The following is a 16,439-nucleotide window of genomic DNA, read 5'->3' on the forward strand; positions in this document are numbered from 1 at the left end:
AAGAGATTTCTTGAGTCATTTGGCCTTGGAGCATAAGAAAAAACATCGGCCTCGTCACTATCCTATTCAGCCGATAAAACTGAAAGTTGCAACATTCTTCTCAAAAATATTAAAAAAATTAAATCATCGAGAAACTTTTTGAAAAACATGTTGTATTCTCAAATGACCGGCGGACCTCTCATGCATATAAAGTCGTTATCAAAATCCAGTGCGTTCTCCGGCAGTAACTCCTGATGGGGGCTATTCGCTCTTTTCCATTTTTCCAGCGCTTGTAGTAGAGGGATAGGCCAGTATCAGGGTTCTATTAATAAGGAAATAATAAGGAATTCAGTATGAGGAAAAATACTGCTTTGGGACTCGTAACTTTGTTGGCGTGCAGTTTCATGTCCAGTATAACGGCGGCTGAAACAGCCACTAGTAATAGCTCGCCATCAAACGTTCCTGCTATTCATTCTAAGTTCACCCCGCCTGGATTTATCAAACTCGCTAATGAAAAACGTATGATGGCCAGCGCCGCCGCCCGGGCAATTAATCCTGCGGACCTTGTGCGGCAATTAAAGGAAAATAATGGTAGCGTTTCAATCGCCAATGTACTGAAGGAAGTAAAAGGTCTATCCAGTTCTTTTGTTACTCAGGCGCAAAGCGCAGAAAGAAGCATTCTGAGCAAGAAAGGCGTACGTACAAAAGGGGAAACACTGCTTGAGTTGCGTATAGCCGCTCCGCAGATGATGTCGCAGTTGCAGGAGGGGATGGAGCCGCTCTATGCCTATGAGCCGGATGGAGATGAATCTTCCTGGCAGTATATCGAAGCCTATGACAGCTATGGCGGTTTGCACTTGCTGGATGTTTGGAATATGCCGGAGCAGCCAGTGGTGGTTGTTGACCTCAATGCGAAAAAAGATATGCAGCTTGGCCTGGCGCAAATGCGCGAGGTTTTTTCTCGCTCCGCATCTAAATCCATTCAGATAAATAAGGCTCAGTCGGATAGCATCGATGTAACCATACTGGACAGCATTCGTCTGGAAGATGATGAGGAGCCTTGGATTTCCGGCAATGCGGAAGTGTATGCGATTGTGACGGGCGTTGATCCCAGCAGGGATGAGCCGGCACTGGATATTGTAGATATGCCATATCTGGATGAAGACGGCAAAACCTATTACCCCAACCAGGTTGTCGTGTATTGGGATAGGTATCGTTGGGGCGCAGCGAATATCATTCTGATGGAGCATGACGATAACACCAACTATCAAACGTTGGCGCAGAAACTTCTGACAACCGCGGCAGAAGTGCTGTCGGCGTTGGGGCAGCCTGAGATTGGAGCATTGGTGGCTTTAGGTAGTGGAATTGTCGAGCTAATGCCAGAGCATTGGTTCAGCAACGACGACGACTATTTGGACTCTTTCTATACCTTGGAAAAGAGTATGCATTATGGAAATCACATGGGTGTATCAAGTAATGCGATGACGACCATGAGACCCTACACGTTGAATGGAATTAAATAACGGTAAATAAACAGGCGCGACGACGCGTCTGCTAAATAAAGAAGGCCCCTCCGAGACAGTAATATACTGTTCTCGGAGGGGCCTTTCGCATGCCTCAATATTATTCCAGCACAATCAAGCTACGGTTCTTCTCCACGGTTTTCTCACCAATACCTTTAACCAGCGCCAACTCGGAAATATCTTTGAAGGGGCCGTTGGTGGTGCGAAACTCTATAATGGCTTCGGCTTTCTTAAGACCGACGCCATTGAGTGCTTTTGCTAATGCTTCGGCGTCCGCCGTATTAATATTCACCACATTCTGTTGCGCGGCCGGTTGTGCTTGTTGTGGCGCAGCGTCCGTAGCGAATGAAACATTAGCGAAGGCGAGGGTAAAAGCGAAGAAAATAACTGATAGCAGTTTTTGCATGTGAAATCACTCCATTGAAGTATTTGATTTAATATCCACCGATCCCGGTGGTGGCGCTATTATGCTCAATGCGCATAAAAAAGCTTTACGCTTTATTCTGAATTTTTCGTAAGAAATAACGTACGGCTGTAAGAAATGCTCCATATGCCTCTTGATATTTATTTATTTTTAATTACATTGTTATGTGATGATTGTAAACCCAAGCGAATAACCCCGGAGCTATAAATGAATAAACTATCTGCTTATATTGAAGCAAAAGCTGCCTACGAAAATCTCAAAAAGAAAATCGAAGCGTTAGAGAGCGATGAGAGCGTTAAGAAAACGCTAGAGTTTCAAAAGAAACTGCAAGACTTAATGGATAAATACGGGGTATCCAAAGAAGATGTCGTTCGTATGTGGCATAAAGACGAAAAACCCAGTGCGACAGATAAACGTCGCGGCGTTCGTCCTTTGAAAGTATACAAAAACCCGCATACTGGCGAAGTTGTTAAAACCCGCGGCGGCAACCATAAAGTGCTGAACGAGTGGCGCGGTAAATACGGTAAAGAAACCGTCGACAGCTGGATCAGCTAAGCTTTTGGCGCCACCTGCAGTGCTTATTGCAGGTGGCGCGCACCAAAATCAGTCACCTAATGCATTGATTTGGTTAAATAATGCTCAAAAATTAATTTTCCTCGCTTCCTACACATTCCAAAACATCTCTCCTATAATCCTTTTAAATAGCTGTATCTAATTATAATAACGCCAGCTCTCCTAATCAGAGTGGTATCAGACAACTACAATAATCGGTAATAAGGGTGAAGGAATCACTAATTCCGGGGAGGAAGTCTGTACTTGCCTTGCTCCTGGTCTGGTCACTTAATGCGCATGGCTCGCCATGGGCGGATTCTGACGATATCCGTCTTCGCCACAGCCTGCAGCTTTTAGTCGATTCAGGGTATGCAAACCTGAATGTAATGGCGTGGCCCATCTCCTGGTCCAGCATTGATAGAGAATTGATGCTTATCGACCGCGCAGAACTTCTTTCCGACCGTATTCGCACTGCATTCGATTATGTTCAATTTGAATTACGCCGCTATAAAACTCAGAGCGCTCATTTTGAGGCGCAGTTCTATGCTTCCAATCGCTCTCCTTTCTTAAAAGGCTTTGGCGATAGCTATACGGAGAAAGATGAAGCATGGCTTCAAGCGGAATTCCTTGGCAGCTTTTTGGCTGCTGGGATCCGTGTTGGTGGAGTCAATGGAGACTATGACGATACACCAACAGCCAGAGCAGACGGATCTTATTTAGCTGGTATCTTCGGAAACTGGGTTTTTGGCATCGGCGCAATTGACCGCTGGTGGGGACCTGGCTGGCAATCCAGTCTTATTCTTTCCAATAACGCCAGGCCAGTTCCGGGGGTTTTCCTTCGACGAAATGCCGACACCTCTTTTGAAACACGCTGGCTTTCTTGGATAGGGCCGTGGAGTTTTGAAATGTTTGGCGGTCAGTTGGAGAGCGAGCGCGCTGTCCCTGATGCCAAACTACTAGGCGCTCGATTCTCTTTCAGACCACTGCAAAGTCTGGAGTTTGGATTATATCGGGTTGCGCAGTGGGGAGGGGACGGACGCCCTCAGTCAATTTCCAGCTTGGTTGATATGTTGTTAGGGAGAGACAACATTGGAGATGGAGGGATTGTCGCAGCGAACGAGCCAGGCAATCAGTTGGCGGGTGTAGACCTGCGTTTTTCCTTTGATGTCGCTTCATTCCCCTCCGCCTTATATTTGCAAATAGTGGGAGAAGATGAAGCGGGAGGGCTGCCGTCTAAAAGGTTATGGCTCGGCGGGCTTGAGAGTTCATTTAGCCTTAATGAATGGGACTATGGCTTTTTTCTCGAAGCAGCGACCACCTCGGCGGGAGGTGTTTTTGGATCACTTTCTTCTAATGTTGCATATAACCATCAAGTTTACCTGACAGGCTACAGATATCACGGGCGCTCTATCGGAGCTTCGGTGGAAAATGACGCCGAAATATACTCCATTGGAATGCGTTTAATTTCCCCGAACTCTACTGTGATAACGGGCGCTCTTTCAAAGGTGCGCGCCAACATTGATAGCGCGCGTATAGCCCCTACGCCTAGCGGGGAGTTTTATGAAGAGTCGCTGTGGGAAGCAAAGCTGGCATATCAGAGCGAATGGGGAGGTTTACGATATGAAATCGGGTGTAATTATTTCTCCAAAGAGTTGATCAATGATTACGCCACTAGCGGTGACTTTCAATTCCGACTTGAAGGGACATATAGATTTTAATAATGAAGAACATAACTATGCACAGTATGTATAAAGCTATAGCGCTAATGTTTCTCTGGGGATGGAGTGTGCTCTCTGGCGCTCAGACGCTAACGCAAGAGCAAGTGCAGCAGTTTCTCTCGCTCCCTGAGGCGCAGCAAAAAGCGCTGGCCCAACAATATGGCCTGGACATAGACGCTTTAAAAAAGTCACAAACTGCCACAAATAATAAGAAGCTTGAGCCCGCTCCGGAATCGCCTGTCAGGCCGTTGCCTTCTGATGAACAAGAGCGCTCCATTGGTGGCGACGCCTCCAATGATCGCATGGAGGGGGTTGGGTATGACTGGGAGCCAGACGAAGATGAGCATTCCTATGAGCAAGATTGGCTGCTGCGGGATGATGGCCCTCCTGCTGAAGGAGATCAGCGTCAACGTTTAAAGTATGAGGAAGAGAGAGGTTCGTACTCAAGAGAGAGTAGAGAGGAAGGTAGAGAACGCTATTATAAGGACCGAGGCTCTGAGCAGTTTAGAAATGTCCAGCAAGAAAGACGTGAACAGCAAGAAAAACTTGAGCGAAAAGAAAGACGTGATGCGTCCTCTATCACCGATAAGCTGAAACCATTTGGCTATGATTTATTTGCTGGCGCCCCGACTACATTTGCGCCAGTCACCGAAATTCCCATACCTGCAGAATATATCGTTGGACCTGGTGACACTATTCGGGTGCAGATGTTTGGCAAAGAGAACCAACTGCATGAGTTGATAGTAACCAGAGATGGTCAAATACAGATACCTCAGATAGGCCCCATTTCCGTAGCGGGTTTATCTTTCAACGAGTTAAAAGATCAATTAACACGCTTAATTCAACAAAAATTTATTGGTGTCGAGAGTGCGATTTCTCTAGGCGAGTTAAGAAGCATAAGAGTTTTCATCTTGGGGGAAGCCAGGACGCCGGGAGCGTATACGGTAAGTTCATTATCCACCATGACTAATGCGCTATTTGTCAGCGGAGGAGTGAGATCTACTGGTTCTCTACGTAACATCCAGTTGAAGCGTCAAGGTAAACTGGTTTCCACTTTGGATTTGTACGACCTGCTGCTACAAGGAGATACAAGCGCTGATCGTCGTTTGCAGCCGGGCGATGTCATTTTCATTCCTCCCAAAGGTAAAGCAGTGGGCGTTAGTGGTTATGTTCAACGTCCAGCTATCTATGAGCTGAGAAATGAAAAAACGATATCCGAAGTCGTTGAGTTGGCAGGTGGGCTTCGGGCGGAAGCTTATCCGAAATTTACTAAGGTGGAGCGGGTCGCTGACGGTTTTAAAAAGACAGTACAGGACGTGAATCTCCTTACTAAGCAGGGGGAAAGGTTTGGCGTCAAAAATGGCGACTTGATTACTGTCGGCGCAGTGGACAATCTCGTGGAAGGGTATGTAAAAATTCTGGGTGAAGTCAGTCGTCCAGGTGTTTACGACTGGAGCCCGGGCATGAGGGTTAGCGATGTTTTGCACTCAATTAAGTCGGGATTGAAACCTTTGGCGGACTTGGAGTATGCGTTGATAATCAGGGAAAAGAACGCATACAAGGATATCGAAGCGATCCACGTCAAACTGGGCGAAGCGCTATCCAGGCCGGATAGTCCTGCTAACGTGGCGATGCTCGACAAGGACCGATTACTGGTCTTCGATAAGTATCGCAGCAGAAGCAAAATGCTGGCGGGATTGTTGAGGAAATTAAAGGCTCAATCAAGTCCGGCTGAGAAAGAAAAAACTTTCTCTGTTCTAGGAACTGCTCGCCTGCAAGGTAAATTTCCTTTGCCCGCCAACTACTCAGCGAAGGATGCGATCATGGCCGCAGGGGGGATAGATCCGGCGGTGACTGATCTCAACTACGCAATACTAGTGAGAGAAATTAACCCCCGAGGAGATATCTCTGTCCAATACTTGGATTTAGTGGATATCTTTTCAGAAAAGGGTGGTGAGGGCTACGTTATTAGTCCCTTGGATAAGCTCATCCTCTTTAACAAAGACGCCAGCAGGGAGCCGCTGCTAAATGACGTTATAAATAGATTAAGGGAGCAGGCGCGACCAGGACATCCACCTCAGTATGTGACTATTGGTGGAGCAGTGAAGTTCCCAGGTTCATATCCGATTACGGAAAACTTCTCACTCGATCGATTAATTCGCGCAGCAGGAGGCTTGCTTGACTCTTCATATACGTTGCAGGCAGAGATTTCACGAATAAATGTCTCTTCTGCAAAAAGTGATCTGAAAGTTTTCAATACGCCCGTGAGCGCAATAGGTAATGGGCAAGCGAATCAGCTGAAGGCGATGGATAAGGTATTTATAAAAACTATACCTGAGTACGCTGAGCGGTATACGGTCACTTTGGAAGGCGAAGTCCAGTTTCCTGGTGAATATGTGGTTAGAAAGGGTGAGACGCTGTCGGAGGTCATTCAGCGAGCAGGAGGTTTCAGCTCGAATGCCTTTATAAAAGGTGCGATTTACACAAGGGAACGTTTGGCTGAATTAGAGGCTGAAAGATTGAAGGAGGCTGAGGCGCGCTTAAAAAGAGATCTGGCATCGCTGCAGTTGCAGCTGGCTAGAGAGGGTAATCCAGGGCAGGAAATATCCACGACTGACTTAAGTACGCTTGAGAATCTACTTAGCCAAGTTAAAGAAAGTAAGCCATTGGGTCGTCTGGTTATAGATTTGAGTGCGTTAATGCAGGGAGATCGAAAGCAGGATGTTATTTTGCAGGAGGGCGACAAACTAATCGTTCCGCCAATTACACAATCTGTAACCGTAATTGGTGAAGTCCAGTTTTCCACCAGTCATATTTTTTATCAAAACCTTACTGTTGATGACTATGTTAGGCGAAGCGGAGGCGAAACTGCGCAAGCGGACGCGGACCGTACTTATGTTGTGAGAGCGAATGGCTCCGTTTGGCTTCCCGGAGGGTCTCCATGGTTTAGTAGTGGAACTGAGAGGATTGGGCCCGGAGATACTATTGTCGTACCTTTGGAAACAGACAGACTTAGCAAGCTTCAACTATGGACTAACGTCAGCCAGATCTTCTATCAGATAGCCTTAGGGGCTGCGGCGGTTGCTAGTTTGTAGGCTAATTAATTTCCTGGCATAGCTGCATTAATGTAGTTATTGTTACTCTTATCAGGAGGGGTTATGAAGAAAGTATCTATCCAAATAGGAAGAGAAATAACTTTCTCAATGGACTATTAAGCTATGGAAAGAAAGACTTTTCCTGTTATTGAGACATATAAGGATAATGAAGTCAGCTTCAGGGATATATTCTCTGCGTTGTGGAAAGGAAAGTGGATAATAGTTTCCCTAACCTTGGTGTCCTTTATATTCGCCATATTCATGGCGGTTGGTAAGCCGAATATATATAAATCCTCTATATTGCTAGTCCCTGCACAGGAAGAGCAGAAAGGTGGCCTTGCGGGGCTTGCTGGTCAGTTTGGCGGCTTAGCCAGTATTGCGGGACTAAATATTGGCGGCGGGAAGTCGGAGGTTACTGAGGCTCTGGCTATCTTGAAGTCGCAAGAATTTCTCACTCACTTTTTGCAAGAGGGGAATATTAAGTCCTCTCTATTCATTAAGAACTGGAATAAGGAGAGTGGGCAGTGGGAAAAGCCAGACTCTCTGTTAGGTAGTATTTGGGGATGGGTTAAAGGTGGTTCGAATAATGATGAAAAATCCAACCTTGAACCTTCGTGGCAGAAAGCGTATCAGCTTTTTTTAAGCAAACATTTAAGCGTATTCGAAGACCCTAAAACTGGTTTGGTGACGGTTTCAGTCATGGCGTACCAGCCAGAAGAGGCTGCACATTGGGTAACCTTATTGGTAGATAAATTAAATAGTCATGTAAGACTACAGAAAAAAGCTGAAGCTGAAAGAAGTATAGAGTATCTGAATGAGCAAATAAGACTAACTGTAAATGCGGAAATGCAGAGAGTTTTGTATCAGTTGGTCGAGGCGCAGGCAAAAGTGGCTATGTTGGCTAGTGTCAGGGAAGATTATGTATTCAGAGTGATCGATCCGGCATTTGTGCCTGAGCAAAAATATAAGCCGAATAGATTTCAAATAGTAATTGTGGGCGCTATTGCTGGATGCGTTTTTGGGATTTTGTTGGTTCTATTTATTCAGGTATTAACTGAAAACAAAAAAATTGAATAAGCTTGAGTTTGTTGTCCTTGCATTATAAATGTTCACGTAAATGGGATGAGGATTTGTCAAGCTAATGTGCGGAATAGGCGGCTTCTATTATAAACCTTCACACACGGCGATGCCGGATGGTGCGGAGTTGCTTAAAGAGATATTGGCGAAGCAACGGCATCGAGGTCCTGATGCGTCTGCTTATTGGCTTAATAAAACAGAAACCGTAGGTCTTTGTCATTCCAGGCTGGCGATCATTGATTTATCTCCTCTAGGTGACCAACCTATGCACAGTTCCTGTGGTAAGTTAACGATAGTTTTTAATGGGGAGATATATAACTACAAAGAGCTACGGATCAAATATGAAGCGCTTGGATATGGATTTAAGACCAGCTCTGACACTGAAGTATTGTTAGCCGCCTATCAGTTGAAGGGCAAGATGTTCCTTGAAGAATTAAGAGGAATGTTTTCCTTTGCATTATTTGACCATCAGAAAAACATTCTGATTTGCGCGCGGGATCCTATTGGCAAGAAGCCATTCATATATGCTGAAACCGATAGCGGTTTTTATTTTTCTTCTGAAATCCCTGCGTTGGGAGTGTTTACGGATATTAATAGAAGCATTGACCATTCTGCTTTGGCGGCGATGCTTCTTCATAATCTCCGGCATATACCTGAACCACACACTGCATTTCACGGCATTAAAAGATTACGACCTGGTCATGCGATGGTGGTCTGCGAAGGAAAGTTGGAAGCAATGTGGCGGCACTGGAATCCTGCGCCGGGTATGGTGAGAGACGCAGGCGAGCTACGTGATGTGATTGAGAGCGCCGTGGCTATCCGCTCACAAGCGGATGTCCCGGTTGGCGCGTTGTTGTCGGGGGGCGTCGATAGTTCAGCTATCGTCGCCTTGATGAAAAAGCATACCAATCAAACTATTCGAACCTATGCTTTTGGCGCTGGTCCTCAGGACGAAGACTTGTGTCGAGCGAGAAAAGTGGCGGACCTCTTCGGAGTAAGTCACAAAGAATTCTATTTTGACGCTAACAGACAGCTCCAGGTTTTTAAGACTTTATTAGCGACTTGGGGCGAGCCGATCATGTTATTGCCGCTGATTCATACCTATGAGATGTCCGAAGCGATTCATGAGGACGGGATTAAAGTCGTCATGAGTGGCAATGGCGCTGATGAGCTTTTCTTTGGTTATACCGGGCACTTCCAAACTGCAAAAATATCAAGGTTTCTGAGTGGCGTAGCTTTACTTTTGGCGTGCGCTCGAATAGCCCCAGACAGCTGGAGGCGAGGGCCTTTAAAGTTTTTATTGGAAAGGCCTGGATTGAGAAAAGCAGCATACTACAAATACAAGGCTGCGGAGCAATGGCCTTTGATCATACCGCCAGATGTCGCCAGGACGATGCTGAACTATGTTTCCGAGGAAATGAGCTATTGGGGACCGCTGCTCCCTAACAAGGATTTTATCGATGAATCTAACTATTTGGCGTTGTTAATTGAGAATGCTCATTCAATAACAATTTCATCTGACCTCCCAGCCATGATGGCGTCTGTGGAGTTCAGGGCCCCTTTTCTTGATAAAGAAGTTATTGCGGCTGCAATGGGAATACATTTCAAAGATAAGGTCCGAAAAGGTGGAAGCGGCGAAGGTTTGAAACATATTCTCAGGGAGGCGGTAAGAGACTTGATACCAGAAGAAATACTGTATGCGCCAAAGCGTGGTTTTGGCATGAGTATTCAGGAAGAAGATGTTTTAAAAGGACCGTGGCGTCAAATAGGAGACCGACTTTTTGCAGAAGCGAACGATTGTGATGGCCTGTTTGATACTAAAAATTTGAGTAATGTCTGGAGCCGGTATTTAAGTGGTGACGGCCGCGTTGACACCAGCACTATAGCGAGACTCTTCGCCATTCAACTCTGGAGGAATCATGAGATTGCTAACTTCTGAGACGAAAACCCTTTGGCTGGACTTTTTGAATAACTCTGAGAACAGGGGGCATGCGGAGCGGATTCTTCAGGGAGAGAACCTCCAGCGTCATTACGAAGCTTGCTCCAAGTCCTCTCGTCAGGTCGTCAAGTGGGTTTCCCAATATGTAGATAGAAGTCATGTGAAAAACATCCTGGAGGTTGGGTCATCTATCGGTATGAACTGCGTCGCCCTTGCGGAAGAGTATCCAGAAGCGAAGGTGACAGGCATTGAGCCTGAAAGAGAGGCGGTTAAAGTGGCGGAAGCCCTGTCTGAGGATGTCCCTAGGTGCAGGTTCGTTCAAGGGGTTGGTGAGAGCTTGCCCTTTGAGGATGGCGAATTCGATTTGATTTTATGCAGTACCGTTATTGAACATGTAGGTGATGTCGAGAAAGTTGTAAATGAAATGTCGCGAGTGCTTTCGAAAAACGGGGTGATATATATTGAGGCCCCCAATTATATATGGCCTTACGAGCCTCATTTGCAAATATGGACGATACCAAAGCTTGGAAAAAAATGGATGGCTTTGACTGCGCTGCTTCAAGGGAAGCGGCGCCAAATTCCTTTCCTTGGTCACTTACAACTTGTAACGCCTCATCAAATCAAAAGATTGCTATTGAAAAATGGACTCTATGTTAGAAATATATTTTCTGAGAAAGTGGAGCGTTCTCTACTAGGTAATGCAGTGGAAATAAAGGCTTATCCAGGGCTGGCAAAGTCTCTTCGTATATTGAACAAGTTGGGCGTGGCGAAGGCGATAATTAAAGTGGTTTTTTTCGTCGGCCTTTATCCAAGCCTCATGTATGTTGCTAAAAAGGGATAGCGCATTGTTCGCCTTCGCGTCAATTAAAGTAATAAAGCCCTATTTGAGCACACTATCGAGCGGCTATATCCTTATGTTCGTAACAATGCTAGGGCAGCTTGTTACGATACCTTTATATCTTGATCGATACGAAAAATGGGGCTTTGGCGTCATTTCCATGATGCTCGCCACAATACCGCTGCTCGCATTAGGGATAACCTGGGTAAGTGGCGGCGGCGCTCGATTGATGGGGGAGGCGGTGGCCAAAAATGATATTACAGGCGCTTGTCGAATTTATTCCGCATCCAAGTATTTGTTTACAGGTTATGGTGTTGTTGTCGCGATGTTGCTGGCGGCGATAGGTTTTTTTTTCCAGGATTATTGGCTTAGTGGAGCTCCTGAATCCTATACAAAACATGACCTGTATTCTTTAATTATAAGTTTTTGTGTCTATATCGTAATTCAGTATGAGTACTCATCTGAGCTGGCTGCATTCGCCGCGACTAAAAAGCAACATGAAGGGAATATTTTACAAATCATTAATCCTTTGGTTATGGTTGCCTCTGTATATCTTATGATTATTTCTGGTGTTGGTATGCAGGCGGTATTTATCGCTATGGCGACTGGATATGTGGCGATGAGGATATGTTCTTACTACTATTGGCGAAGACTATCGACTTTCGGGAGCTATGTCGTTCTTCTAAGCCCTGACAAAGAACAGATGGCGATTTCTTCTAAGATGCTTAAAAACTTTGCTATAGGTTACTCTATCTATGGTGTATTACTGCTTTTTCTTTTTTCGGATGTAATTATTGTAGGATACTTAATGGGGGCGGAGGCCGCCGCCACTCTTACTCTTATATGGAAAATCCCCAATCTTCTTATGCAAACATTATGGAGGGCCCCCGGTTATGCTGAGCCTTATGTTATTCATATGGACGCAAAAGGCGAAACTGAAAAGCTAAGAAATCTATTCAGGAAAGGGTTCTCCGTTTATGCATTAATGTGCCTCATGGCGGCAACGTTTTTTTATTTGTGCGGGGAAATAATTTTAGAGTTATGGGTAGGCTCTGTCCCAGAGCTAAAAGGTGATTTTAATTACTTGGTGTGCGCTGGGGCTGTATTCTGTTTGAGCTTGGTTCGATGGCCAATTAGTTTTCTCTATGCAATGGTCAAACTGCGTATGCTGGTCAAAGTTATGGCGGCTGAGCTAATGGTAAAAATTATCTTGATATTTCTGTTGTATGGATATTTCGGTTTTATATCTCCCATCGTGGCAATTAATATTGAATACATACTAGGTTTGGCCATAGCTTATTACTTTATAATAAAAAAAGAGAGATTGATCTAATGAAAATACTAGCAATTCATGTCGGTCATAATTCCACTGTTGCGGCTATGGACGGTGGCGAGATTAAAGGCGCTTTAAGTCAAGAGAAACTGGATAATAAGAAGAACTCAGCAGACTTTCCGGTTGACGCTATTAACGCTCTTTGCAAAGAGTTGAGGTGGCGCAAGGATGAAATTGATAAAGTGTTAATAGCGAGCCTAGAGGTTTTTCCCGCCATTTGTTATGACTATCTATTTGGCTCCACTCCAGAAACCCAGACATCCCTAAGCCTTGCGGAACTCATAAAAAAAGCTGAAAAAGGAATTGCGGGACGCTTGGCTCCTAAGGCGTTTGATCGTCTTAGGACAATCCGGGCGAACCAGCTGAAAGAAATGGGTTTAGAGGAGTTACAAGCTAATCTTAGAAAAGCGGGACTTGAGAACAAAGCGATAGAGCATATTGAGCATCATACCTGCCATGCCCGTGCAGCGTTTCATTCATTTTCCCCTACACCGTCAACAAAAGACGCACTGATTTTTACCCTGGATGGTAGTGGCGATGGTTTGTGCGCCACCGTTAGCCTTGCAAAGGCTGATGGTAGCTGGAAGAGAGTCGCCGAGACGCCGATGAGGTCTTCTTTGGGGGGAGTGTATAGTAATACCACTCGTTTTTTAGGCATGAAGATACTTGAGCATGAATATAAGGTCATGGGATTGGCTCCATATGCGAAGAGCTATTATCTGAAAACCTACGAAAGAGTCTTCAAGCCGGTAATAGATATAGATCCACAGAATCCGCTTAGTTTTTCGTCCAAAGTAGATACCACTAAGTTCTATGACTATCTGGTTGAAAATGCAGTTGGAGAGCGTTTCGATAATATCGCGGCTGCATTACAGCACTTGACTGAGGACTTGTGCATTCGGTGGATAAAAAATGGAATCGCGAAGACAGGGGTGAGGGATATATACGTTGGCGGCGGCGTCTTTATGAACGTTAAATTAAACCAGCGAATAAAGGACCTGGAGGAAGTCGATACAGTTTGCTTTATGCCTTCATGTGGAGATGAATCAAACCCAATAGGAGCTTGTTATGACTTTGCAGCAAGAAGCCACCAGCCTACCAAGCCTTTAAATGACCTGTTTTTGGGTATCGGATACTCAAGGGACGAGTGTGTTGATTATATAGAAAAGACGAGGTTGAGTGAGAAGTATAAAATTCAGGAATTTGATGATATAGAAGTCAAAATAGCGCAACTGCTTGCAAGCAAGAATGTGGTTGCAAGATTTCATGGCCGCTGTGAGTGGGGGGCTCGCTCATTGGGAAATAGGGCTATATTAGCGCACCCGAGCTATATGGAAAGCTTCTATACAGTTAATGATCTGATCAAATCAAGAGACTTTTGGATGCCTTTCGCGCCTAGTATTCTTGAGGAGAGTGCGTCACGCTATTTAGAAAACTATAATCCCGAGAAATCAGAAGCGCCTTATATGATATGTACATATCAGGCGACAGAAGAAGGAGTCGCTCAACTGCGTGCGGCGATTCATCAAGGAGATCACACGCTGAGACCCCAGGTTGTCAAGAAGCAGGTTAACCCTGACTATTACAAACTGATCCACGAGTTCCAGAGGCTTTCGGGCGTTGGAGCCGTCTTAAATACGAGTTTCAATCTTCATGGCTATCCATTAGTTGCGACACCAGAGCAGGCAATTATGACTTTTGAAAACTCAGGTCTGCAATATTTGGCGCTCGGAACATTCTTAATCTCAAAAGCTTAACGCTACGATAAGATTAAAAGGTACGCAATTATGAACGATATAGTCCAGCTCTCAGAAGATAGAGTGGCTTATTTTGATCATGACTCTACTGCTGTACATGCTGTTTCGCCGGTTGTAAATATTATTCGCGCTCTTCTCAATAATCCTGCTTCAGTAAACTTACTCGATGTCGGGGGTGGCAATGGAACCTTTTTGGACACCATGCTGAGCTCCATGCCCGAATCAAAGGGGACAATTGTTGAGATGAGTCGGGCAATGGCTGATAAGAACGCACCTCGCCATAATAAAGAAGTCATATGTGATAACTACTTGGACTGGGCGGATAGAAAGCTAGATGGCGATGAGAGATTTGACGTCATATTTTTTAATTTCGTACTTCATCACTTTGTTGGCGAAAGCTGGACCGCCTCGGTAGAGTTACAAAATAAAGCCTTGGAAATATCTAGAAGATTGCTAACAAGAGGTGGTGTGATAGTTGTTTATGAAATTCACTATAATGGAGGACTATTTAATGAAATTACAAGCAAAATAATATATGGAGTTTCGTCTAGTAAAGTATTAGCCCCTTTTGCTAAGTTGATGGGCGCCAATACAGCTGGTTTCGGAGTTTGTTTTCACTCAGAACCATTCTGGAGAGAGCTTTTTAGTAAGCAAGGAATGATATGCAAAAAGGAACACCTGATTATGGAAGGGGCCTTTCAAGGTGTACTTCCGAAAATACATAAATTCTTCTTAAATGTTAAGAGTATGAGTTACAAGATCCACTTTATTGGAAGTGAGTAGAAATGCTTCTTGCTTTTTTGGCTTCTTCCTGTGCTTTGATAGTTGGTCTTTGGCTATACGATACCTGCCGTGTAGGAATTTCTAAATCCTGCCTGAATCATTTTTGGTTTTTCTCTTTATTATGGATAATATACTTTCCATTTAGAGGCGTGTTGATTGACCAGGGAATTATATCTCTTCAGGTTAGTAGGGATTGGTTAGAGTCAGAGCTTATTATTTCACTCTTTGTTGCATTTTTATTTTGGCTATTTGCTTTTTTGGGATACCTGTCATTCTCAGTTGCTAATCAGCCTTTTTTTTATAAGAGAGAAAACCCAGTAAATTTTCCTGGAATTAAAGTTTTATTGTTAGTTGGGCTGGCATGGGTTTTTTTGTTTAATAGAGTGATACATGAAGGAGTATTTGTTCCTTTTCAAGGTAATGAGCAAAACGAAATGAGGACAGGAGGAGGGCATATATTTTTGTTCTCAGAGCTTTACTTGAATGCCTTCTTTTCTTATGTGTGTATGGTTTTTATCTATAAAAATAAGCCTGCTAAAGATGGCGTTTTTCTAGCTGTCGTTATGGCAGTTTTAATTACCTCTCTCATCATGACTGTCGCATTAGCTTCCAGGCGTATCATATCAATGACCATATTTGTTTTGGCTGTTTGCTATATTTTAAGGCGACGGAGAGGTGCTGCGCTTGCCCCGGCGTTAATACTCTCTTCTATATTTCTTGCGCCACTTCTCCAGACTTTAAGGTATACCGATCCATATTTGTTCATTTCTGAGGATGTATCTATTAGTAAAATAATACTTAGCGCATTTGCCATGAGGAATTTTCTTACTTCTTTATCGTCTTCATTTGAAGGTATTGATCATTTGGCAGCCTTCTTGGAAAAGGTTGACTTAAATCAGCTTTTGTTTGGTGTTGATGGTGGTGGGGCTTGGTTGTTCAACTTATTTTTAGGGGCTGTTCCCCGAGCTATCTGGTCTGGCAAACCAGAAATATATGGAAGTATTTCTGAGCAGCAGTTTCTTTACCCTTGGATGTACGCCAATGGATCTGCGACAACGACCTTACCTTCAAGCTTCGTTGTTGACTTCATGTTTGGGATGGGTTTTTTTGTAGGAATTCTCTTTTCATTCTTTCTTGGAAGATTGCTTAAAATTCTTTATGTTAAGTTATGGTCGCTTGATGAAAATTATGCAGGAAAATCTATATCTATATTTGTTCTGGCTAATTTGTTTAACATCGTTAGAAGTGGGACGGGATTTGCTCAGCCTTTAATTATATTTCTGATCGCTTCGGCTATAATTTTAGGTGGCGGTAGGGTTTATAGAGAAACTAAGCAAATTCTTAAGGAAGTGTTGGGGTTAAGATGCTACAGATGTGGAAGTAATGTTGACAACGGTTTAGCTTTGAGATCGGGTTGAAAT

General features: G+C 44.3%; 12 protein-coding genes. 11 read left to right on the plus strand and 1 reads right to left on the minus strand.

All coding sequences use genetic code 11. The features are described 5' to 3' along the window. Positions 1-332: 332 nt before the first annotated feature. Complete coding sequence (locus O5O45_RS05870) at positions 333-1,502, plus strand: DUF3103 domain-containing protein (RefSeq protein WP_305904315.1); 1,170 nt, start codon at positions 333-335, stop codon at positions 1,500-1,502. 100 nt (positions 1,503-1,602) lie between these two features. On the opposite strand, the gene O5O45_RS05875 is transcribed toward O5O45_RS05870, so the two are convergent. Then, complete coding sequence (locus tag O5O45_RS05875) at positions 1,603-1,908, minus strand: ComEA family DNA-binding protein (RefSeq protein ID WP_305904316.1); 306 nt, start codon at positions 1,906-1,908, stop codon at positions 1,603-1,605. 225 nt (positions 1,909-2,133) lie between these two features. Here O5O45_RS05875 and O5O45_RS05880 point away from each other — a divergent pair, with 225 nt between their 5' ends. From O5O45_RS05880 to O5O45_RS05925, 10 genes are all read left to right on the plus strand, one after another. Further along, positions 2,134-2,481, plus strand: coding sequence for a histone-like nucleoid-structuring protein, MvaT/MvaU family (locus tag O5O45_RS05880; protein ID WP_305904317.1), 348 nt, complete (start codon positions 2,134-2,136; stop codon positions 2,479-2,481). A 224-nt stretch (positions 2,482-2,705) separates the two neighbouring features. Continuing rightward, positions 2,706-4,196: a capsule assembly Wzi family protein gene (locus O5O45_RS05885; RefSeq protein WP_305904318.1), complete on the plus strand. Its 1,491-nt coding sequence runs from the start codon at positions 2,706-2,708 to the stop codon at positions 4,194-4,196. A 2-nt stretch (positions 4,197-4,198) separates the two neighbouring features. Continuing rightward, positions 4,199-7,291, plus strand: a complete 3,093-nt coding sequence (locus tag O5O45_RS05890) for an SLBB domain-containing protein (RefSeq protein ID WP_305904319.1) — start codon at positions 4,199-4,201, stop codon at positions 7,289-7,291. A 123-nt stretch (positions 7,292-7,414) separates the two neighbouring features. Continuing rightward, a complete protein-coding gene (locus tag O5O45_RS05895; RefSeq protein ID WP_305904320.1) occupies positions 7,415-8,368 on the plus strand; it encodes a Wzz/FepE/Etk N-terminal domain-containing protein in 954 nt (317 codons plus the stop codon). A gap of 64 nt (positions 8,369-8,432) precedes the next feature. Beyond that, the gene (gene asnB / locus O5O45_RS05900) at positions 8,433-10,307 is read left to right on the plus strand and encodes an asparagine synthase (glutamine-hydrolyzing) (RefSeq protein ID WP_305904321.1); all 1,875 of its coding nucleotides are present in this window, start codon (positions 8,433-8,435) and stop codon (positions 10,305-10,307) included. After that, entirely contained in the window at positions 10,288-11,148 is an 861-nt protein-coding gene (locus O5O45_RS05905; RefSeq protein ID WP_305904322.1) for a class I SAM-dependent methyltransferase, read from the plus strand. The genes asnB and O5O45_RS05905 overlap by 20 nt, the downstream gene beginning before the upstream one ends. 73 nt (positions 11,149-11,221) lie before the next feature. Further along, on the plus strand, positions 11,222-12,478 hold the full coding sequence (locus tag O5O45_RS05910) for a lipopolysaccharide biosynthesis protein (RefSeq protein ID WP_305904323.1): 1,257 nt from the start codon (positions 11,222-11,224) through the stop codon (positions 12,476-12,478). Then, on the plus strand, positions 12,478-14,235 hold the full coding sequence (locus O5O45_RS05915) for a carbamoyltransferase C-terminal domain-containing protein (RefSeq protein WP_305904324.1): 1,758 nt from the start codon (positions 12,478-12,480) through the stop codon (positions 14,233-14,235). The genes O5O45_RS05910 and O5O45_RS05915 overlap by 1 nt, the downstream gene beginning before the upstream one ends. Before the next feature lie 30 nt (positions 14,236-14,265). Continuing rightward, positions 14,266-15,018, plus strand: a complete 753-nt coding sequence (locus O5O45_RS05920) for a class I SAM-dependent methyltransferase (RefSeq protein WP_305904325.1) — start codon at positions 14,266-14,268, stop codon at positions 15,016-15,018. A gap of 2 nt (positions 15,019-15,020) precedes the next feature. After that, on the plus strand, positions 15,021-16,436 hold the full coding sequence (locus O5O45_RS05925; RefSeq protein WP_305904326.1) for a hypothetical protein: 1,416 nt from the start codon (positions 15,021-15,023) through the stop codon (positions 16,434-16,436). The last annotated feature ends 3 nt before the right edge of the window (positions 16,437-16,439 follow it).

This window comes from Hahella sp. HNIBRBA332, assembly GCF_030719035.1.
Classification (GTDB): domain Bacteria; phylum Pseudomonadota; class Gammaproteobacteria; order Pseudomonadales; family Oleiphilaceae; genus Hahella.

What these genes read in the sequence shown, in the direction of transcription:
- O5O45_RS05870 (WP_305904315.1), top strand. Translation starts at nt 333, where the DNA reads ATGAGGAAAAATACTGCTTTGGGACTCGTAACTTTGTTGGCGTGCAGT.
- O5O45_RS05875 (WP_305904316.1), bottom strand. Translation starts at nt 1,908, where the DNA reads ATGCAAAAACTGCTATCAGTTATTTTCTTCGCTTTTACCCTCGCCTTC.
- O5O45_RS05880 (WP_305904317.1), top strand. Translation starts at nt 2,134, where the DNA reads ATGAATAAACTATCTGCTTATATTGAAGCAAAAGCTGCCTACGAAAAT.
- O5O45_RS05890 (WP_305904319.1), top strand. Translation starts at nt 4,199, where the DNA reads ATGAAGAACATAACTATGCACAGTATGTATAAAGCTATAGCGCTAATG.
- O5O45_RS05895 (WP_305904320.1), top strand. Translation starts at nt 7,415, where the DNA reads ATGGAAAGAAAGACTTTTCCTGTTATTGAGACATATAAGGATAATGAA.
- asnB (WP_305904321.1), top strand. Translation starts at nt 8,433, where the DNA reads ATGTGCGGAATAGGCGGCTTCTATTATAAACCTTCACACACGGCGATG.
- O5O45_RS05905 (WP_305904322.1), top strand. Translation starts at nt 10,288, where the DNA reads ATGAGATTGCTAACTTCTGAGACGAAAACCCTTTGGCTGGACTTTTTG.
- O5O45_RS05910 (WP_305904323.1), top strand. Translation starts at nt 11,222, where the DNA reads ATGTTCGTAACAATGCTAGGGCAGCTTGTTACGATACCTTTATATCTT.
- O5O45_RS05915 (WP_305904324.1), top strand. Translation starts at nt 12,478, where the DNA reads ATGAAAATACTAGCAATTCATGTCGGTCATAATTCCACTGTTGCGGCT.
- O5O45_RS05920 (WP_305904325.1), top strand. Translation starts at nt 14,266, where the DNA reads ATGAACGATATAGTCCAGCTCTCAGAAGATAGAGTGGCTTATTTTGAT.
- O5O45_RS05925 (WP_305904326.1), top strand. Translation starts at nt 15,021, where the DNA reads ATGCTTCTTGCTTTTTTGGCTTCTTCCTGTGCTTTGATAGTTGGTCTT.